This is a genomic window from Pseudoxanthomonas sp. (assembly GCF_035999195.1).
Classification (GTDB): Bacteria; Pseudomonadota; Gammaproteobacteria; order Xanthomonadales; family Xanthomonadaceae; genus Pseudoxanthomonas_A.
In genome coordinates, this window is the sequence record NZ_DASYGY010000004.1 from 265,267 (window position 1) to 285,651 (window position 20,385).

General features: G+C 69.2%; 14 protein-coding genes. 12 read left to right on the forward strand and 2 right to left on the reverse strand.

Going from position 1 to position 20,385, the window contains the following annotated elements:
* The first annotated feature begins 73 nt into the window (after nucleotides 1-73).
* From groL to rarD, 12 genes are all read left to right on the forward strand, one after another.
* Entirely contained in the window at nucleotides 74-1,714 is a 1,641-nt protein-coding gene (gene groL, locus VGN58_RS01920; RefSeq protein ID WP_327481076.1) for a chaperonin GroEL, read from the forward strand.
* 100 nt (nucleotides 1,715-1,814) lie between these two features.
* Nucleotides 1,815-2,423 carry a DUF6445 family protein gene (locus VGN58_RS01925; RefSeq protein WP_327481078.1) on the forward strand — a complete coding sequence of 203 codons (609 nt, stop codon included), beginning with the start codon at nucleotides 1,815-1,817 and terminating at the stop codon, nucleotides 2,421-2,423.
* A gap of 218 nt (nucleotides 2,424-2,641) precedes the next feature.
* A complete protein-coding gene (locus tag VGN58_RS01930) occupies nucleotides 2,642-3,706 on the forward strand; it encodes a 3-deoxy-7-phosphoheptulonate synthase (protein WP_327481080.1) in 1,065 nt (354 codons plus the stop codon).
* A 124-nt stretch (nucleotides 3,707-3,830) separates the two neighbouring features.
* Nucleotides 3,831-6,206, forward strand: coding sequence for a putative bifunctional diguanylate cyclase/phosphodiesterase (locus tag VGN58_RS01935; protein ID WP_327481082.1), 2,376 nt, complete (start codon nucleotides 3,831-3,833; stop codon nucleotides 6,204-6,206).
* A 94-nt stretch (nucleotides 6,207-6,300) separates the two neighbouring features.
* The gene (locus VGN58_RS01940) at nucleotides 6,301-6,729 is read left to right on the forward strand and encodes a DUF2141 domain-containing protein (RefSeq protein WP_327481084.1); all 429 of its coding nucleotides are present in this window, start codon (nucleotides 6,301-6,303) and stop codon (nucleotides 6,727-6,729) included.
* 10 nt (nucleotides 6,730-6,739) lie between these two features.
* Entirely contained in the window at nucleotides 6,740-8,263 is a 1,524-nt protein-coding gene (locus tag VGN58_RS01945) for a carotenoid oxygenase family protein (RefSeq protein WP_327481086.1), read from the forward strand.
* Nucleotides 8,264-8,299: 36 nt separating this feature from the next.
* Complete coding sequence (locus VGN58_RS01950) at nucleotides 8,300-10,477, forward strand: hypothetical protein (RefSeq protein ID WP_327481088.1); 2,178 nt, start codon at nucleotides 8,300-8,302, stop codon at nucleotides 10,475-10,477.
* 503 nt (nucleotides 10,478-10,980) lie between these two features.
* Nucleotides 10,981-11,997, forward strand: a complete 1,017-nt coding sequence (lipA, locus tag VGN58_RS01955; RefSeq protein WP_327481090.1) for a lipoyl synthase — start codon at nucleotides 10,981-10,983, stop codon at nucleotides 11,995-11,997.
* Between the two features lie 195 nt (nucleotides 11,998-12,192).
* On the forward strand, nucleotides 12,193-14,373 hold the full coding sequence (locus VGN58_RS01960) for a carboxy terminal-processing peptidase (protein ID WP_327481092.1): 2,181 nt from the start codon (nucleotides 12,193-12,195) through the stop codon (nucleotides 14,371-14,373).
* A gap of 147 nt (nucleotides 14,374-14,520) precedes the next feature.
* Nucleotides 14,521-15,357, forward strand: a complete 837-nt coding sequence (locus VGN58_RS01965) for a methylated-DNA--[protein]-cysteine S-methyltransferase (RefSeq protein WP_327481094.1) — start codon at nucleotides 14,521-14,523, stop codon at nucleotides 15,355-15,357.
* 292 nt (nucleotides 15,358-15,649) lie between these two features.
* On the forward strand, nucleotides 15,650-16,555 hold the full coding sequence (yedA, locus tag VGN58_RS01970; protein WP_327481096.1) for a drug/metabolite exporter YedA: 906 nt from the start codon (nucleotides 15,650-15,652) through the stop codon (nucleotides 16,553-16,555).
* Entirely contained in the window at nucleotides 16,552-17,457 is a 906-nt protein-coding gene (gene rarD / locus VGN58_RS01975; RefSeq protein ID WP_327481098.1) for an EamA family transporter RarD, read from the forward strand. Before yedA ends, rarD begins: the two co-directional genes overlap by 4 nt.
* 85 nt (nucleotides 17,458-17,542) lie before the next feature.
* On the opposite strand, the gene VGN58_RS01980 is transcribed toward rarD, so the two are convergent.
* The gene (locus VGN58_RS01980; protein ID WP_327481100.1) at nucleotides 17,543-18,130 is read right to left on the reverse strand and encodes a hypothetical protein; all 588 of its coding nucleotides are present in this window, start codon (nucleotides 18,128-18,130) and stop codon (nucleotides 17,543-17,545) included.
* 10 nt (nucleotides 18,131-18,140) lie between these two features.
* Nucleotides 18,141-20,336: a xanthine dehydrogenase family protein molybdopterin-binding subunit gene (locus VGN58_RS01985; protein ID WP_327481102.1), complete on the reverse strand. Its 2,196-nt coding sequence runs from the start codon at nucleotides 20,334-20,336 to the stop codon at nucleotides 18,141-18,143.
* Nucleotides 20,337-20,385 lie beyond the last annotated feature (49 nt).

Below are 20,385 nucleotides of genomic sequence, written 5' to 3' on the forward strand. Positions count from 1 at the left end.
CCCCATCCGGCTTCCCGCCGCCCGACGTTCATCGAATCACTTATCACACATCACGAATCACGGAGTTTTTCCAATGGCAGCCAAAGATATCCGTTTCGGTGAAGACGCCCGTACGCGCATGGTGCGCGGCGTGAACATCCTCGCCAATGCCGTCAAGGCCACCCTCGGCCCGAAGGGCCGCAACGTCGTGCTCGAGAAGAGCTTCGGCGCCCCGACCATCACCAAGGACGGCGTTTCCGTCGCCAAGGAAATCGAACTGGCCGACAAGTTCGAGAACATGGGCGCGCAGATGGTCAAGGAAGTCGCGTCCAAGACCTCCGATAACGCCGGCGACGGCACCACCACCGCCACCGTGCTGGCGCAGGCGTTCATCCGCGAAGGCTCCAAGGCCGTCGCCGCCGGCATGAACCCGATGGACCTCAAGCGCGGCATCGACCACGCCGTGAAGGCCGCCGTCGAAGAGCTGAAGAAGCTCTCCAAGCCCACCGCCGACGACAAGGCGATCGCCCAGGTCGGCACCATTTCGGCCAACTCCGACAGCAACATCGGCGACATCATCGCCGAGGCCATGAAGAAGGTCGGCAAGGAAGGCGTGATCACGGTTGAAGAAGGCTCGGGCCTGGAGAACGAACTCGACGTCGTCGAGGGCATGCAGTTCGACCGCGGCTACCTGTCGCCGTACTTCATCAACAACCAGCAGTCGCAGCAGGTCGAATTCGACGACCCCTTCATCCTGATCCACGACAAGAAGGTCTCCAACGTCCGCGAACTGCTGCCGGTGCTGGAAGGCGTCGCCAAGGCCGGCAAGCCGCTGCTGATCGTGGCCGAGGAAGTGGAAGGCGAAGCCCTCGCCACGCTGGTGGTCAACACCATCCGCGGCATCGTCAAGGTCGCCGCCGTCAAGGCGCCGGGCTTCGGTGACCGCCGCAAGGCCATCCTGGAAGACATCGCCACGCTGACCAACGGCACGGTGATCTCCGAGGAAGTCGGCCTGCAGCTGGAGAAGGCCACCATCAACGACCTGGGCCGTGCGAAGAAAGTCGTGGTCTCGAAGGAGAACACCACCATCATCGACGGCGCCGGCGATGCCGAGCGCATCCAGTCGCGCATCAAGCAGATCAAGGCGCAGATCGAGGAGACCTCCTCCGACTACGACCGCGAGAAGCTGCAGGAACGCGTGGCCAAGCTGGCCGGCGGCGTGGCCGTGATCAAGGTCGGTGCCTCGACCGAAATCGAGATGAAGGAAAAGAAGGCCCGCGTTGAAGACGCCCTGCACGCCACGCGTGCGGCGGTGGAAGAAGGCGTGGTGCCGGGCGGCGGCGTGGCGCTGATCCGCGCGCTGCAGAGCATCGGCACCCTGAAGGGCGCCAACGAAGACCAGAACCACGGCATCCAGATCGCCCTGCGCGCGATGGAAGCCCCGCTGCGCGAGATCGTCACCAACGCCGGCGAAGAGCCGTCGGTGATCGTCAACCGCGTCAAGGAAGGCTCGGGCAACTTCGGCTACAACGCCGCCAACGGCGAGTTCGGCGACATGATCGAGTTCGGCATCCTGGACCCGACCAAGGTCACGCGCTCGGCGCTGCAGAACGCCGCTTCGATCGCCGGCCTGATGATCACCACCGAAGCGATGGTGGCCGAGGCCCCGAAGAAGGACGAGCCGGCGATGCCGGCCGGCGGCGGCATGGGCGGCATGGGCGGCATGGACTTCTAAGCAGCCCGCGTCCGCGCTGTACCGCAGTACCGGAACCCCGCCACAAGGCGGGGTTTCTTTTTGCCTTGTCCGCACGCGGGCAGGCGGCTAGCCTGCACGCATGCACACCTCCCTCATCGTCGTCGACGATTTCCTCGGCCCGCAGGACGCGTGGTCGCTGCGCGAGGCCGCGCTCAGGCTGACCTATCCGGATCTGCGCGGTCCGTTCCCGGGGCGCAATTCGCTGGAGCGCATCGAGATCGAAGGCCTGTCCGAGATCGCCTCGCACCTCACCGGCGAGCGGCTCAAGCCGATCGATCCGCTGCACTCGCACGGCAAGTTCCGCATCACCCTGGCGTCGGATGTCGGCACGGCGAAAGTCCACATCGACCAGGCGTACTGGTCGGGCATCCTCTATCTCAGCAAGCCGGAGGACTGCCGTGGCGGTACGGAGTTCTTCCGCCATCGTCCGTCGAACCGCGACCGCGCGCCGCTCACCGATGCGGAACTGGCGGAGATGGGATTCGCCTCGCATGCGCAGATGCACCAGGAGATCATCGAGAAGCACAGCAACGACGACAGCGTGTGGGAGCCCACCATGCAAGTGCCGATGCGCTTCAACCGGTTGGTGCTGCTGCGTCCGTGGCTGTGGCATACCGCCGGGCCCGCATTCGGCAGCACGATGGAAAACGGCCGGCTGGTCTACCTGATGTTCTTCACCGCCGCGTGAGCGGTTTTCCGTTGCCGATGAAACAGTCGACAAGCGCCGGAAGGCGTGGCCCAATGCCTCGCATGAACCCGCTCCGCGCCCGCTATTGGTTTTGGTACGAAGGCTTTCCGATGCCGACGGCGGGAGCGAGGACGCGTTCATTCTAGGTAAGACACCAGAAGAATCCCCTTGAAGCCGCCAGCGAACCTGGCGGCTTTTTTGTTGACCGGAGAGACCCCATGGCCCCCCATACCGACGACCTGCGCATCCGCAAACTCGATGAGCTGGTCACACCCGCTGCCGTGATCGGCGAGCTGCCTTGCAATGATGCGGTGTCGCAGACCGTGTCCGATGCGCGCGCCGCGCTGCACGACATCCTGCATGGCCGCGACGACCGCCTCATCGTGGTGATCGGACCCTGTTCGATCCACGACCCCGCCTCGGCGATCGACTACGCCCGGCGCCTGAAGCCGCTGCGCGATGCGCTCGCCGGCGAACTGGAGATCGTCATGCGCGTGTACTTCGAGAAGCCGCGCACCACGGTGGGCTGGAAGGGGCTGATCAACGATCCCGCACTGGACGGCAGCTTCGACATCAACCGCGGCCTGCGCCTGGCGCGCGCCCTGCTGCGCGACATCAACGCGCTCGGCCTGCCCGCCGGCTGCGAATACCTGGACACCATCTCGCCGCAGTACATCAGCGACCTGGTGGCGTGGGGCGCGATCGGCGCGCGGACCACCGAGAGCCAGGTGCACCGCGAGATGGCCAGCGGGCTGTCGTGCCCGGTCGGCTTCAAGAACGGCACCGACGGCAACGTGAAGATCGCGGTGGACGCGGTGGGCGCGGCATCGCATCCGCATCATTTCCTCGCGGTGACGAAGGAAGGCCGGTCGGCCATCGCGGCGACCGCGGGCAATCCGGATTGCCACGTGATCCTGCGCGGCGGCAAGGCGCCGAACTACGATGCCGCCAGCATCGAGGCCGCCAGCCAGGTGCTGGTGAAGTCGGGGCTTCCGGCGCGCCTGATGGTCGATGCCAGCCACGCCAACAGCGGCAAGAATCCCGACCACCAGCCCGCGGTGATCGACGACATCGCCTCTCAAATCGAGGGCGGCGAGCGGCGCATCGTCGGCGTGATGGTGGAGAGCCATCTGGTCGGCGGACGCCAGGATCTGGTGGACGGGCAGCCGCTGGCGTACGGGCAGAGCATCACCGACGGCTGCCTGGGCTGGGAGGGCTCGGTGCAGGTGCTGCACCGGCTGGCGGACGCGGTCCGGACCCGACGCCTGGCCCGCGCGGCGTAAACGGACGGCGGCGATGTCCGCTCCTGCACGGATGTTCCGAAGGGGAGGATGTCGATCAGGCGCGCCGTCCTGATGCCGGCGCCACGGCATCCATCGGCGCGGATCGCCGGCCGAGGGAACGCCGATGCCGTGGAAGGCGCTACGCCAATGCTGGGCCCTGCCGCATGCCGACGCGGCGACGCGCGCGGTCCTGCTGGACCGGCAGCTGCGCAACCTGTTCCGGGTCATCCCCTGGTACGTGGCCGCGAACCTGGTCAGCGCGTTGGGCGTCTTCCAGGTCATGGCGCCCTTCCTTCAGGGCCGTCGCTGGCAGCCCTGGGCCGTGGTGTTCGTCGTCGTCCACGTGGGCTGGGCCGTGCACGCGATCGGCCGGTGGCGGGTTGCCCGGGGGCCGCATCCGCGGGAGTTGCGCCTGGTCGACCTGTGGGTGTCGGCCGGCTGGTGCGGCCTGGCCGCGATGGCCTGCGGCGTCGGCCTGTATCTCGGTGCCCCGCTGGCCGCGAGCGATGGCAGCCGACTGCTGCTGGCCGCCTACACCCCGGGACTGATCGCCACCGGCGTGCTGGTGGGCATCACCGCCCCGCTGGTGTCGTTCCTGTGGCTGGTGATCCTGACCGTGGCCGCATGCCTGATGGTGGCGCGGCTGGACTTCCTGGCGCAGGGCATGACGATCGCGCAGCTGTGCTGCTACGCGGTGATGCTGACGATCGCCCTGCTGTTCGTGTCGCGCATGCTGGTCAAGCGGATCGAAGCCGAGACATCGGTGGCGCGACAGAAGCAGATCGTGGGGCTGCTGCTGCGCGAGTTCGAGAGCAATGCCAACGACTGGCTGTGGGAAAGCGACTGCAGGGGCAGCCTGAGCCGGGTGGGGCCTTCCCTGGCGCGGATGCTCGGGCGCGACGATGCGTCCCTGCTCGGCAAACGCCTGGACACGCTGTTCTCGCGGCAGCGCCTGATCGAGGTGGCCAGCGACCGCGAGGTCGGCGTCGACGCGCTGCAGCGGCGCCTGTCGACGCCCGTGCCGTTCACCGGCCTGGTGGTGGAAGCGGCGACGCCCGAGACCTGCAGCTGGAAGATCAGCGCCCGTCCCCTGCATGCGCCGTCCGGCGCGTGGATCGGCTGGCGCGGGGTAGGGTGCGATGTGTCCGACGCGCGGCTGCGCGAAGCCGAAAGCCTGCGCCGCGAGCGCCACCTGCATGCACTGGCCCATCACGACGCGCTGACCGGTCTGCCCAACCGGCGCAGCTTCATGGACGCGTCCCCTGCGGAGGCATGCGCGCGCGGTCGCGTGGCGGTGGCGCTGATCGACCTGGACAACTTCAAGGCGATCAACGATGGGCTGGGACATGCGACCGGCGACCAGATCCTGTGCCGGGTGGCCGAGCGGTTGCGGCGGGCAGTCGCACCGGGCGATGTGCTGGCGCGGCTGGGCGGCGACGAGTTCGCGCTGATGGTCTGCGGACTGCCCGAGCAGGAGACCGAGGCGGATCTCCGGCAGCGGCTCGTCCGCATCCAGGAGGGGCTGCGCGAGCCGGAGATGCTGAACGGCTACCGGATCGATGTACGCGCCAGCATCGGCACCACGCTGGTAGATGCAGCGCCGGCGGAGATCGGTGAACTGCTGCGCCAGGCGGATATCGCGCTGTACGCGGCCAAGGCGGATGGCCGCGACACGCTGGCGTTCTATGAACCCGGCATGGGCGAGCGCATCCAGGCCAGGCTCGCGCAGGTCAGCGACCTGTACGACGCCGTGGGGCAGGGACACCTGGAACTGCACTACATGGCCCAGCACGGCGTGCACGACCTGCAGGTGCAGGCCTACGAAGCGCTGGTGCGCTGGCATCACCCGGTCTACGGACAGATCTCGCCGGCCGACTTCATTCCGATGGCCGAAACGTCCGGCGTCATCGTGCCGCTCGGGCTGTGGGTGCTGGAGCGCGCCTGCCGGGATGCGCTGGCCTGGCCGCAACCGGTGACCGTGGCGGTCAACGTGTCGCCGGCGCAGCTGGAAGCGCCCGGGCTGGTGGCCTCGTTCCTCGAGGTATTGCATCGCACCGGCCTGCCGCCGCAGCGGCTGGAGCTGGAAATCACCGAGTCGGTGCTGGCGCGCGACCCGAAGCTGGCGCGCGGGGTGCTGCAGCAACTGCGCGAGGCCGGCATACGCATTGCGATGGACGACTTCGGCGTGGGGTATTCCTCGATGGCCCAGCTCAGCGAACTGCCGTTCGACCGCATCAAGCTGGACCAGTCGTTCGCGGCCGCCCTGCGCCAGCCGGGCGCCCGCGACATGACGGTGTCGATCATCCGTTCCATCGTGCAGATCGCGCGCGGCTCGCAGATCCAGGTGACGGCCGAGGGCGTGGAAACCCAGGAGCAGTTGCAGGACCTGCGCGAGCTGGGCTGCGATGCCGTGCAGGGCTTCCTGCTGGGGCGGCCGGTGCCGGCGGCGTGGGTGGGACGGCCGGGCGCGGAGCGGGCGCTGCGCCGCCGTCGCAGGTGACTTCCGGCAGGTCGAAGGAGTGACCGTTGGCAACTGACGCGGTGCGGCGTGGCGACCAGACTGGCCGCACATCCCGCCCTTCCGGAGTCCGCCCATGCGTCGCCATCTCGTTCGCCCCGCCTGCCTCGCCCTACTGTCGATCGCCGCGCTCGCGCCGGCGCAGGCGGCCGACCTGACCGTCACCCTGCACGACGTGCGCGCGAAGACCGGCGTCGTGAAGGTGGCCGTGGTGGATTCCGCCGCCGGCTGGAACGGACAGGCCGGCCCCGTGCGCGCGGATGGCGCGCCTCCGACCGGCGACACCGCGACCTTCGTGTTCAAGGACCTGGCGCCGGGCGCGTACGCCGTGCTGGTCACCCACGACGAGAACGGCAACGGCAAGCTCGACAGCAACATGATCGGGATGCCGGTCGAAGCCTACGGCTTCAGCAACAATCCCAACGTGATGCGCAAGCCCACCTGGGACGAAGCCCGCTTCGAGGTCGGTGCGCAGGATGCCGCCATCGCCATCACCCTGCGCTGAGGCCGCCGCCATGGACCGTCGCCGCTTCCTGCGCAACCTCCTTTCCGGCGCCACCGCGCTGGCCGTCGCGCCGGCCCTGCTGCGCAGCGAGGCCGCGCTCGCAGGCGATCCGGCGCGGTTCGCCGCGGGCCTGCGCGAGCGGCCGTGGCTGGCCGGCTGGAAGTCGGTGCAGTCGGACACCCTGGGCCCGGCGACGGTGGCGCTGGAGGGGCGGCTGCCGGCCGGCTTCGCCGGCACGCTGTACCGCAACGGACCCGCCTGGACCGAGCGCGCCGGCTTCCGCTACGAGCACTGGTTCGACGGCGACGGCATGGTGCATGGCTGGCGCTTCAACGGCGACGGCACGCTGAGCCACCACGCCCGCATGGTGGCCACGCCCAAGTTCACCCGCGAGCAGCAGGCCGGCCGCTTCCTGTATCCGACGGCGGGCACGTCCATCCCGGACATGCAGCCCATCCGCAACAATGACGACGCCAACACCGCCAACACGTCGGTCGCGATGATCGATGGCCGCCTGTTCGCGTTGTCCGAAGCTGGCTCGGCGTTCGAACTGGATCCGGATGCGCTGACCACGCTGGGTCCGGTGACCTGGCGCCCGGACCTGGCCGCGATTCCGTTCTCCGCGCATCCGCTGATGGACCGCGACGGATCCATGTGGAATTTCGGCTCCATCTCGATGATGGGCGGCAACGGCCTGGTGGTCTGGCATATCGGCCGCGACGGCACGTTGGCGTCCGCCGACGTGCTGGAGACGCCGGTGCCCGGCTATCTGCACAGCTTCGCCATGACCGACCGGCATCTGGTGTTCGCGCTGATCCCGTTCCGCTACCTCGAAGGCAAGGGCGCGTTCTTCGAGCGCCTGCGCTTCCGGCAGGAGCAGCCGCTGCGCATCGCCGTGGTCGACAAGGCCGCGCCGGCGGAGGCGCGCTGGTTCGAGGCGGATTTCGCCGCGATCTACCATTTCGGCGATGCGTCCGAGCGCGATGGCCGCATCAGGGTGCGTGCCGTCCAGCACCTGGACGTGGAGGAAGCGCGTTCGCCGATGAAGGCGGCCATGAACGGCGACGGCCACGGCGATGCGCATGGCGGCAAGGGCCTGCTGCGGGAGCTGGTACTCGACCTGCGCAGCGGCAAGGCGCACTGGGACGATACCGGCATCGACGGCATCGAGTTCCCCGTGTTCGATCCCCGCACCCCGTCGCGCGATGCGGCGCGCCTGTACGCACCCATCCACGCCGACGGTTCGACCGCGCCGTACTTCAGCCGGGTCGGCGCGTTCGATCCCGCCCGCGGTCGCCGGCAGGTGCACGACTACGGGCGCGACGTGCTGGTGGAGGAGCACCTGTTCGTCCCCCGTCCCGGCAGCACGCGTCCCGACGATGGCTGGCTGGTCGGCACGCTGCTCGATGCGGCGAAGGGCCGCAGCGGCATCGCCGTGCTGGACGCCCGGCGCGTGGACGACGGGCCGCTGGCGCAGGCGTGGCTGCCCTACTCGGTGCCGCTCGGGTTCCACGGACACTTCGCCGCCCGCTGAGTGTCTGCATGATGCCGGATGCGGCATGCTGAGCGGATGGAACGGACCTCCTTTCGCAAGAACGCGCTGCGCTGGCTGGGGCGGGGCACGATCGCCCTGGTGGCCACGTATGCGCTCTACCTGGTCGCCGGCAACGTGTTCCTCAACACGGCGCTGGGCGAGCAGGCATTGAACCGCCAGCCGGACCGCTTCCGGATGCACTGGGCGTCCGGACAGACCTGGTGGCCGGGGCGCGTCAGCCTGCGCGAGGTGACGCTGCAGGGGCAGTCGCGACGCATCGCATGGGAGGCGACCGCAGGGCAGGTGCAGGCACGCATCGCGCTGTGGCCGCTGCTGTCGCGGCGTCTGCACGTGCCGGACATGCGTGCCGATGACGTCCGGGGTGGCATCCGTCGCGTCGCGGAAGAGCGCGTGCCGCCGCCGCCGCGCGAGGGCGGCTGGGAGCTGCAGTTCGACCGCATCGCCAGCGGTTCGATCCGGCGCGGTTACGTCGACGGGATGGAGCTGGTCGGCGCGGGACGCGGCGAGGTCGGGTTCTACAAGCAGCTGCGTGGTGGCCCGATGGAACTGATGCCGTCGCAGGTGGCGTTCGCCGACGCGAGGCTCGCGCGCGATGGCGCGGAGCTGTTGCGCGAGGCCACGCTGGACGTGCGCTTCGCGATGGACCGGCACCGGCGCGAAGACGCGGCCGGCATCGACAAGCTGCTGAAGACGCAGCTGGACCTGACGCTGGCCGGACGCACCGCCGGCCTGGACGTGGCGGTCGGTCCGCGCGGCGACGTCACGGTGAAAGCGGTGCCCGGCGAAGGCCGTGCCAACATCGCGCTGGGCTTCGAGCGGGGCGCGCTCAAGCCGGGCGGGCGCGCGCGGTTGACCATGGCGGTGGCGGGCAACGACATCGCCGGCGCTGTACGTAACGACATGCTCGGCATCGACGTGGCGGTGGACGAGGACATCGCCATCGAGGTCACGGTGCCGCCACAGGCCGACGGCCGCCTGGCCATCGACGCCGACCTGCGCCTGCGCGGCCGGCAGGTGCCGCTGCGCGAGGTCGCCAGCGTGTTGCCGCGCGCGTCCGGCCATCTCGTCGGTACCTGGCACTTCGACTCGCTGCGCTGGCTGTCAGGCCTGTTCCCGCAGGCGCCCTGGCTGACGCTCGACGGCGCCGGCGCGGTCAGCGCCGACGTGCGGGTGGTCGACGGCCGGCTGGCGGCGGGCAGCCGCATCACCGTGCCCGGGGTCGACGCGGTGGCCGAGGTGATGGACAACCGCATCCGCGGTCGTGCCCGCGCCGACATCCGGCTGGACGCCGGCAAGGACGGCGCGCTGGTGCCACGGCTGCAGGCCACGCTGGACCGCTTCGACATGGCGCCGTTGGCGACGCCCGATACGCCGTATGTGCAGGGGCGACACCTCGAGCTGACGATCAATGCGGAGGGTCCGCTGGCGCAGTTGCGCGACGCGATGCAGGCGCGCGTCGTGTTCACGGACGCGCGCGTGCCGGACCTGCGCGTCTACAACGCCTTCCTGCCGCGCCGGCAGATGCGCTTCGACGGGGGCGCCGGCGTGCTCGGTGGCGACCTGTCGCTGGACGCGGCGGGTGACGTCGGGCAGGGCACGCTGCGCATCGCCGGTCGTGGCACCCGCATGCACCTGGCCGGTATCCAGCTGCGCGGCGACCTCGATCTGGACCTCAAGCTGCGCCGTGCCGACCTGAAGCGGCGGCTGTTCGTCGCCGATGGCAGCACCGTGCGCCTGCGCAATGTCGGGTTCGCCGAACCCGGTGGCGAGTCGCGTCGCGGCTGGTGGGCACAGGTGACACTGGACCGCGCGCGGCTGGACGTCGACCGGCCGATCAGCGCGGGCGGCGGCGCCGACGTGACCATGAAGGATGTCGGCTTCCTGCTGGCGCTGTTCTCCCGGCAGAAGGAATACCCCGCGTGGGTGTACCGGCTGGTCGATGCCGGCCAGGCACGCGTGCAGGGCCGCGTGCAGTGGCGCGACGACGTGCTGGTCCTGGACCGGCTGCAGGCGCGCAACGACCGCTACGACCTGCAGGCGCGTCTGCGGCTGCAGGGCGACCAGCGGCAGGGCGACCTGTACGCCCGGTGGCGTGCGCTGAGCGTGGGCGTGGAAGTGCGGGGCCCGCAGCGCACGCTGCATCTGGTGCGCGCCAAGGCCTGGTACGACGGGCGGCCCCACTACCTCAAGTAGCCGCGCGGGCCCGGACGATTGCGCACGGGATCGGCGGCTCGCCTGTTCAGGTAAATGCGGTGAAGAACGTAACCGACGTTCTGACGAGCGGCCGGAAATTGGTCTGATATCGGTAACATCCAGCAATGGCGCGGGTTTGGCTGGTGTTCATATTCGTGACATCACAACGTCGACCAGTGAACCGTCCGGTTCTGTTTTGCAGTGCAGCGTGCAAGACCTGTAATCCACCCTTCACGATGGCCCCGCATCCCGACGTGGGGGAGGGAGCAAGCCCGCAGTGACCTGGTCATTGCGGGCTTTTTTATGCCTGTGGCGCGGTACCGGAAGCGAGGTGCCGGTGCCCACGCTCAGGGGTCAGCGGCGTGCGAGGCGATCGCCTCCCGGCCGTCGGTACCGGTGCCGTCGCTTCGGCATGCCTCCGCCCACCCCGGATGTCCCGCCGAATCACGAGGGTGCGCCGCGTGCCGGGCCCAGGAGCAGGCGAAGCGGCTAGAATTGCCGCCATGGCCGATACCCCCGCACGCGTCATCCCCCTCCAGGTCGTCAGTTCCGCGCCCGCGCCGCTGGAAACGGGCGCCAAGCAACTGGGGGGCGACAAGATCGCGCGTTCGCCGGTGCAGTTCGCCGATGCCCCGGTCCTGCGCAAGCCGTCGTGGATCCGCGTGCGCATCCCGTCCGACGGGTCGGTCGCCAGGCTCAAGGCCAAGCTGCGCGAGAACCGCCTGGTCACCGTGTGCGAGGAAGCCAGCTGCCCGAACATCCACGAGTGCTTCGGCCACGGCACCGCCACCTTCATGATCCTCGGCGAGGTCTGCACGCGCCGCTGTTCGTTCTGTGATGTCGCCCACGGCCGGCCCAAGCCGCCCGATCCGTCCGAACCGCTCAGTCTGGCGAACACGGTCGCCGACATGGGCCTGAAATACGTCGTGGTGACCAGCGTCGACCGCGACGACCTGCGCGACGGCGGTGCCCAGCATTTCGTCGACTGCATTACCGCCATCCGCACGCATTCGCCGGCCACGCGCATCGAGATCCTCACTCCGGACTTCCGCGGCAAGGGCCGCATGGACCGCGCGCTGGAGATCCTGGCGGTCAACCCGCCGGATGTGTTCAACCACAACATCGAGACCGTGCCGGACCTGTATCCCAACGTCCGCCCCGGCGCCGACTACCAGTGGTCGCTGACCCTGCTGCAGCGCTTCAAGCAGCAGCATCCGCACCTGCCCACCAAGTCCGGCATCATGCTGGGCCTGGGCGAGACCATGGAGCAGGTGCAGGGCACGTTGCGCGACCTGCGTGCGCACGATGTCGACATGGTCACCATCGGCCAGTACCTGCAGCCCACCCCGCACCACCATCCGGTGCTGCGCTACTGGACGCCGGACGAGTTCAAGGCGCTGGAGGAGTACGGCATGGCGCTGGGCTTCAGCCATGTGGCCTCCGGTCCGCTGGTACGCTCGTCCTACCATGCCGACCAGCAGGCGGCGCAGGCCGCCTACACCGCACAGCACGCGGGCTGAATCCGCACGCCGGCGGCCAGGCCGCGCGTCGCTGCAGCGGGTGGGTCCGCGCCTCGGGTGCGGTTCACCTTTTCCTACGCTCAGGCCCTTAGGCTGCCCAAAGGCAGATGACAAGGCGTGCAACTTTGTGCACTGTCGTCGTGTCGCATCCGCTGTCCGTTCCAGCCTGCCGGCCCCCTGGGCCATGAGTACGCAATGACCTTGAAGAAAGCCCCCCTCCTGCTGCTGGCCCTGGCCCTGTCGACCCCGCTGGCGCTGCTCGCGCGCGGCGACGGCGATGCGGTCACGGTGGCGCCCACTGCCGACCAGGCCAATACCTCCAAGCTGGTCTACGGCCTGCTGTCGGACAGCCGCTACGCGTACCGGCCGCGCCCGCTGGACGACACGCTCTCGCAGGACGTGTTCAAGCGCTATTTCGAGGCGCTCGACGGCGGCAAGCAGTTCTTCACCGAAGCGGACGTGGCGCGGTTCGCGCCGTACCGCACCAAGATGGACGACGCCATCCGCAACGGCGACCTGGCGCCGGCCTACGAGATCTTCACCGTCTACAAGCAGCGCGTGGGCCAGCGTGTGGCCTATGCCCGCGCGCTGTTGAAGCAGGATTTCGATTTCACCGGCAACGAGCGCTGGGAATACGACCGCGAGGACGCCCCCTGGGCGGCCGACGGCGCGGCGCTGGACGCGATCTGGAAGAAGTCGGTGATGAACGACTGGCTGCGCCTGAAGCTGGCCGGCAAGAAGCCCGACGACATCCGCAAGACGCTGGACAAGCGCTACGCCAACCTGCAGCGCAGCATCAACGAGCTGAAGACCGAGGATGTCTTCCAGACCTTCCTCAACGCCTATACCAGCGCGATCGATCCGCACACCGATTACTTCACGCCGCGCACCGCCGAGAACTTCAACCAGTCGATGTCGCTGTCGCTGGAAGGCATCGGCGCGGTGCTGCAGCGGCAGGACGACCTGGTGGCGATCCGCGAGATCGTGCCGGGCGGCCCGGCCGACCTCAGCGGCAAGCTGAAGATCGGCGACCGCATCGTCGCCGTCGGCCAGGGCAAATCCGGCCCGATGACCGACGTGATCGGCTGGCGCATCGACGATGTCGTCGCGCAGATCCGCGGCAAGAAGGACACGCAGGTCCGCATCGAATACATCCCGGTCGAGGCCGGCATCGACGGCAAGCATGCGCAGGTCACCATCACCCGGCAGAAGGTCAAGCTGGAAGAGCAGGCCGCCAAGTCCGAGATCATTTCGCTGCCGGCCAACGGGGGCGAGCCCGCGCGCCGCATCGGCGTGATCAAGCTGCCGGCGTTCTACCAGGACTTCGAGGGCCGTCGGCGCAATCCGAACGACTTCAACTCCGCCACGCGCGACATCGCCAAACTGCTGGCCCAGTTCAAGACCCAGGGCGTGGACGGCGTGGTGATGGACCTGCGCAACAACGGCGGCGGCTCGCTGGACGAGGCGGTCGAGCTGACCGGTCTGTTCGTCGACAAGGGGCCGGTGGTGCAGGTGCGCGAATCCGGCGGCCGGGTGACCGTCAACAGCGACCGCAAGCCCGGGGTGGCGTGGGACGGTCCGCTGGCGGTGCTGATCAACCGCGCGTCCGCGTCGGCGTCCGAAATCTTCGCTGGCGCCATCCAGGACTACGGTCGTGGCCTGGTGATCGGCGAGACCAGCTTCGGCAAGGGCACGGTGCAGAACATGGTCGACCTGGACCGCTGGCCGGCCAACGAGGCGCCGCGCTTCGGTTCGGTGAAGCTGACGATCGCGCAGTTCTTCCGCGTGGCCGGCGGCAGCACGCAGCACAAGGGCGTGGTGCCGGACATCGCGTTCCCGGTGAGCGTCGATGCCAGCGAATACGGCGAGAGTACGTACGACAACGCGCTGCCGTGGACGCGCATCGCCGCGGTGCCGCACACGCAGTACGGCAACTTCGCCCCGCTGCTGCCGCGCCTGGAGGCGCTGCACGCGGCGCGCTCGGCCAAGGACAAGGAATTCCAGTGGTGGTCCGAGGACGTGGCGCAGTTCCGCGCCGAGGCCGCGAAGAAGTACGTGTCGCTCAACGAGGCTGAACGTCGCGCCGAACGCGACCGCCAGGACCAGCAGCGCAAGCAGCGGCAGGCCGAGCGCAAGGCGCTGGGACTGGCGCTGGATCCGTTGGCGGAAGACTTGGCCGACGACGGTCTGGGTGCGTCCGAACGCGACATCGTGAAGGATGCGCAGCGCGAAAAGCTGGCCGACAAGCGTCCCGATCCGCTGCTGCGTGAGTCCGCCGCCATCCTGTCCGACGCCATCGGCATCCTGGGCCAGGACCGCAAGCTGTCGGCGCAGGTGCTGCCCGATTCGCCGGGTCCGGGCCGCTGGGCGGAATGAGGCAGGGGTGAGTGATGAGGAGTGAGGAGTGAGCGTACGCAATGCGCTCACCTCGTTACCCACTCCTTCGCACTCACCCCTCGTCTGGAGCGCAAGATCCGGATAGTCGGACTGGCGCACTCGCCCTAGTCTGGGCGCATGGACACCATGACGCGCCGATCGCTTCCCACCGCTGCCGTTGATCCCCTCGAGCAGGCGCGCCGCCTGCTCGAGAAGGGCGAACCGTCGTTGTCGGAACTGGCGTCGCGGACCGGCCTGAGCGCCTCCCATCTGCAGCGCCGCTTCCGCGCCCGCTTCGGCCTGAGTCCGGCCGAGTACCTCGCACGCAGGAAGCTCGGCACGCTGAAGAGCGCGCTGCGCCAGGGCCGCGATGTCACCACCGCGCTGTACGACGCCGGCTACGGTTCGCCGTCGCGCCTCTACGAACAGGGCGCGGCGAAGTTGGGCATGACGCCGGCCACGTATCGCGCCGGCGGGCGTGGCGTGGCGATCCGCTGGACCGTGGTTGATACGGTGCTGGGCCGCACACTGGTGGCCGCCACCGAGCGCGGCATCTGCGCGGTGGAACTGGGCGATGACGAGGCGGCGCTGGAGCGTCGGCTGCGCGAGGAATTCCCGCTGGCGCACCTTGAACGCGTCGAAGCCGGTCGCGACGACTTCCTCGCGCCGCGGCTGCGCGCGGTGGCGGAGCGGTTGGCCGGAGGTGAGGCGGACGTGCCGGTCGACCTGCTGGGCACCGGCTTCCAGCAGCGCGTCTGGGATGCGTTGATGAAGATCCCGGCGGGCGAGACGGTCAGCTATGCGGGTCTGGCGCAGTCGCTGGGTGCGCCGCGCGCGGCACGGGCGGTGGCCAGCGCGTGCGCGCACAACCGCATCGCGGTGGTCGTGCCCTGCCATCGGGTGATTCGCGGCGACGGATCGCTCGGCGGCTACCGCTGGGGGCTGCCGCGCAAGCAGCAGTTGCTGGCGCGCGAGCGCGGCTGATCGACCCGTCCGTTGTGGGAGCGACGCGAGTCGCGATGGGTGTGCAGGGTGGCCGCACTTTGTCGGTGAATCCCGCAGGGGGGGCAACGCCCTGATGCGCGCGCGCATGATGTCCAGCGCGCTCCATCGCGACTGACGTCGCTCACACACCTGTGACCCCGGACCCGGGGCCGTCTTGAAGGCAGCTCAAGCCTGCCCGGAAAGGTTTCAAGCAGCCGAGAGCGTCCGTGTCATGCCGCGGATCCGCCGCTGGCCTAGAATTGCACCACACCGCACTCCCCACGGCTCCCCCATGACGTCCTCCGTTTCCGCCGCGCCCGCGCGTGGCGGCCTTGCCGTCGCTGCCGCCCTGGCCATCGTCTACGTGGTCTGGGGTTCGACGTATCTCGGCATCCGCTTCGCGCTCGAAGGGGGGTTCCCGCCCTTGCTCATGGTGTCGGGCAGCCGCTTCGTCGCCGCCGGCCTAGTGATGTTCCTGTTCCTGCGGTGGCGCGGCGTGGCGCCGCCGACGCGTGCCCAGTGGAAGAACGTGCTGGTGATGGGCGCGCTGCTGCTGTTGATGGGCAACGGCATGGTGGTGTTGGCGGAGCAGACGGTGTCGTCCGGGCTGGCCGCGGTGGCGGTGGCGTCGATGCCGCTGTGGATGGGGCTGTTCGGTGCGCTGCGCGGACAGCATGCGACGAAGGCCGAGTGGCTGGGCATCGTGATCGGCTTCGCCGGCGTGGTCTGGCTCAACGCCGGCAGTTCGCTCACCGGTTCGCCGGTCGGCCTGGTGCTGCTGTTGATCGCGCCGATCGCCTGGGCCTACGGCTCGGTGTGGTCGCGCGGCCGCGACCTGCCGTCGCCGTTCATGACGGCGGCGGCGCAGATGCTGGCGGCGGGCGTGATGCTGGTCGTTGCCGGCCTGCTGCACGGCGAGCGCTTCAACACGGCGGACTGGACGCTCACCGGCGGACTGGCGGTGGCCTACCTCGCGGTGTTCGGCTCCATCGTCGCCTTCACCGCCTACGTGTGGCTGCTGCACCATGCGCGTCCGGTGCTGGTCGGCAGCTATGCGTACGTCAATCCGGTGATCGCGGTGGCGCTGGGTGCCTTCATCGCGGGCGAGACGTTCACGCGCCACGATATCGGCGCGATGGTGGTCATCCTGGCCGGTGTGGTGTTCATCACGCTGGCACGCGCGCGCCAGGCGAAATGAGCACCGCGCCGATCGACCGCAAGGGGCTGGCGATCACCGCCGGCACGTTCCTGATCTGGGGCGTGGTGCCGCTGTACTGGCACCTGCTCAAGGCGGTGCCGTCGTTCCAGATCATCGCGCACCGCATCGTGTGGAGTGCGGTGCTGGTGCTCGGCTGGCTGCTGCTGAAGCACGGACGCAGCTGGTGGCGGCAGGTGCGTGCGCAACCCCGCGCCGTGCCGCTGCTGGGCCTCAGCAGCCTGCTGATCGCGTTCAATTGGGGCCTGTACATCTGGGCGGTGAACGCCGGCCATGTGGTCGAGACCAGCCTGGGCTACTTCATCAACCCACTGATCAACGTGGTGCTGGGCGTGCTGGTGCTGCGCGAGCGTCTTTCGCCAGCGCAATGGATCGCGGTGGGTTTCGCGCTGGTCGGTGTGGCGTGGCTGACGCTGCAGGCGGGCTCGCCGCCGTGGATCGCGCTGGGTCTGGCGTTCTCGTTCGGCCTGTACGGGCTGGTGCGCAAGCTGGTGGCGGTGGATCCGGTGGCTGGGCTCGGCGTCGAGAGCGTCTATCTGTTCCTGCCCGCGCTGGCCTATGTGGTCTGGGGCGAGGTCGGCCACGGCGGTGGTTTCGTCAGCGGGTTCGGCTGGAAGAACGACCTGCTGCTGGTGTTCGGCGGCGTGGTGACGGCGGTGCCGCTGATCGGCTTCGCCTACGGCGTGCGCCGCATTCCGCTGTCGGTGGTGGGCCTGCTGCAGTACATCGCGCCCAGCATCCAGCTGCTGATCGGCGTGCTGGTGTTCAAGGAAGCCTTCGGCGTCGAGCGCGCCATCGGCTTCGCCGCCATCTGGACCGGGCTGCTGATCTTCGCCAGCGATGGGCTGTGGCGCGCGCGCCGCCGCGACATGGCGACCGTGTAGAGCGGAGCCTGCTCCGCCGCACCTCTGATACGAGACGTAAGCCGAGCAAGCTCGGCTCTACGAGAGGGCCAACAGCGCGTGCGTCCTAGCCTTGCGCCGCGGGTGCCGGCGCCGGGCACGGACCGCCGGCGTCGGACCAGGTCTTGAACGCGGCGACGAACTGGTCGTGCGGCACCGGCACCGGGGCGCGTTCGCCACCGGGGTTCCAGCCCCACAGCACCAGCTTGTCCTCGGCCACGTGCTTGAGCAGCGCGTCGAAGTCGCGGTCGCCGTTGCGCTTCCTGTCCTGGATCATCGCGCACAGCTGATCGGCGGGCAGGCCGATCCAGGCCATCTTCTGGTCCGGCGGCGGCAGCTGCCAGTGCGGTGCGCCGGGCGGAGCGTGCGGGCCGTAGCTGGCGGGTGCGTTCTGTTCGGCGTGGCAGGTCGAGCAGGGCAGGCCGGGCGCGCCCTTGCCTTCCGGACCGCGGACGACGTTCATCGCGTGCGGCGTCTGCGCATCGAACTGCAGCGGGGCATCGCCCGGGATATGGCAGTTGCTGCAGCGCGGGTGCTGGAACACCTTCTCGACCGTGGCGAAGGCGGTCAGGGCCTGCGCCTTCTGTTCCTCGCTGATGCGGGGGCCGCAGGCGGCGAGCAGGAGCACGGTCAGGGACATCAGGGCGATGCGCATGGCGGTCTCCTCAGGCAGTCGGCGTGGAGGTGGCGGAGGCGACCGGCAGCCGCAAGGGCAGTTCGCGCAGGCGCTGCCCGGTCAGGGCGAACACCGCATTGGCCACGGCCGGTGCGATCGGCGGCGTACCGGGTTCGCCCACGCCGCCCATCTTGTCGGTGCTGGGCACGATGTGGACCTCGATCTTCGGCATTTCGTGCATGCGCAGCACGCGGTAGTCGTGGTAGTTGGATTCCTGCACCTGGCCTTCCTTCAGCGTCAGCGTGCCGTGCAGCGCCGCACTCAGGCCGAACACGATGCCCGACTCCATCTGCGCCTCCACGGCGGACGGATTGACCGCCACGCCGCAGTCGATGGCGCAGACCACGCGGTGCACGCGGATGCGGCCGTCTTCCACCGACACCTCGGCCACCTGTGCGACGTAGCTGCCGAACGATTCGTGCACGGCGACGCCGCGTCCGCGCCCTTCCGGCGACGGCGACGACCAGCCTGCTTTTTCCGCCGCCAGATTCAACGCCGCGAGATGGCGCGGATGCTCCTTCAGCAGGGCGCGACGGTACTCGACCGGATCCTTGCCGGCGGCATGCGCCAGTTCGTCGACGACGCCTTCCATCACGAAGCCGTTGGCGCTGTGGCCGACCGAGCGCCACCACAGCACGGGGATGCCGGTCCTGGGCGAATGCAGGTCGACGCGGTGCGCGGGCGTGCCCAGCACATACGGCGAATTGGCGACGCCTTCGGTCGAGGTGGCATCGATGCCGTCCTTGACCATCATCGCTTCCATGAAGGTGCCGGCCATGATCGACTGGCCCACCATCACCTGGTGCCACGCCGTCGGCAGGCCGTCCTCGCCCAGGCCGACCTTGATCTTCTCGACGAAGGCGGAACGGTAGTAGCCACCGCGCGTGTCGTCCTCGCGCGTCCACACCGTCTTGACCGGGGCCTTGGCCGCCCTGGCCACATGCACGGCCTCCGACACCACGTCCGAGCTGGGCGTGGCGCGGCGACCGAAACCGCCGCCGAGGAACGGCGTGTGGATGCGGATCTTCTCCGGCGCCATGCCCAGGATCTTGGCGGTGCTGTTCTGGTCCAGTGTCGGGAACTGCGTGCCGCACCAGATATCGCACTCGCCGTCGCCGATCTTCACCGTGCAGTTCAACGGTTCCATCGCCGCATGCGCCAGATACGGCACGGCGTATTCGGCATCGACGGTCTTCGCGGCCTTGCTGAGCGCCGCAGTGACGTCGCCGGCGCGCACGGCGGTCGGCCCGTCCTCGGTGGCGAGCTGCGAGAACTGCTGGCGTAACGCGGTGCTGTCGAGCTTGGCGCCTTCGCCGGCTTCCCACACCACCTGCAGCGCGTCACGGCCCAGCTTGGCGGCCCAGAAGTGTTCGGCCACGACGGCGACGCCGCTGGGTATCTGCACCACATCGCGCACGCCGGGCACGGCGCGCGCGGCGGTGGCATCGAACGATTTCACCGTGCCGCCGAACACCGGCGAGCGCAGCACCACGGCGGTCAGCAGGCCGTCGAACTGCACGTCCATGCCGAACACCGCCTTGCCGGTGATCTTCTCCGGCGTGTCCAGCCGCTTGGTGCCCTTGCCGATCAGCTTCCAGTCCTTGGGATCGCGCAGCGTCAGCGTGGCGGGATCGGGTGGCGTGAGTTTGCCCGCCGCATCGGCGATCTCGCCATAGCGCAGGCGCTGGGTACCGGAGACAACGGCGCCGTTCTCGGTACGCAGGTCGGCGAGCGGCACGTTGAGGCGCGCCGCCGCGGCCTGCAGCAGCAGGTTGCGCGCGACGGCACCGGCCTGGCGGTAGCGGTCGAACTCGGACCACGTGGTGGTCGAGCCGCCGGTGCCCTGCATGCCGAACACCGGGCTGGTGTAGGCCTTGTCGGCCGGGCCGTGTTCGACGCGGATCTTCGACCAGTCGGCGTCCAGCTCTTCGGCGATCAGCATCGGCAGCGTGGTCCAGATGCCCTGGCCCATTTCGGCATGCGCGAGCAGCACGGTGATCGAGTCGTCGGCGGCGATGCGCAGGAACGCATTCGGCGCGAACGCCGCGGCGGTGGCCGGCTGCGCCTCCTGCGCCCAGGCGAGGCGGCGGGCGCCGGGCACGGCGATGGCCACCACCAGTCCGCCGCCGACCAGGGCGGTGGAGCGCAGGAAACCGCGGCGCGAGGATTTCAGTTCAAGGTTCACGGACACAACCTCCGTCGAACATCGGATCGGGGCCACGGCACGGTGTACC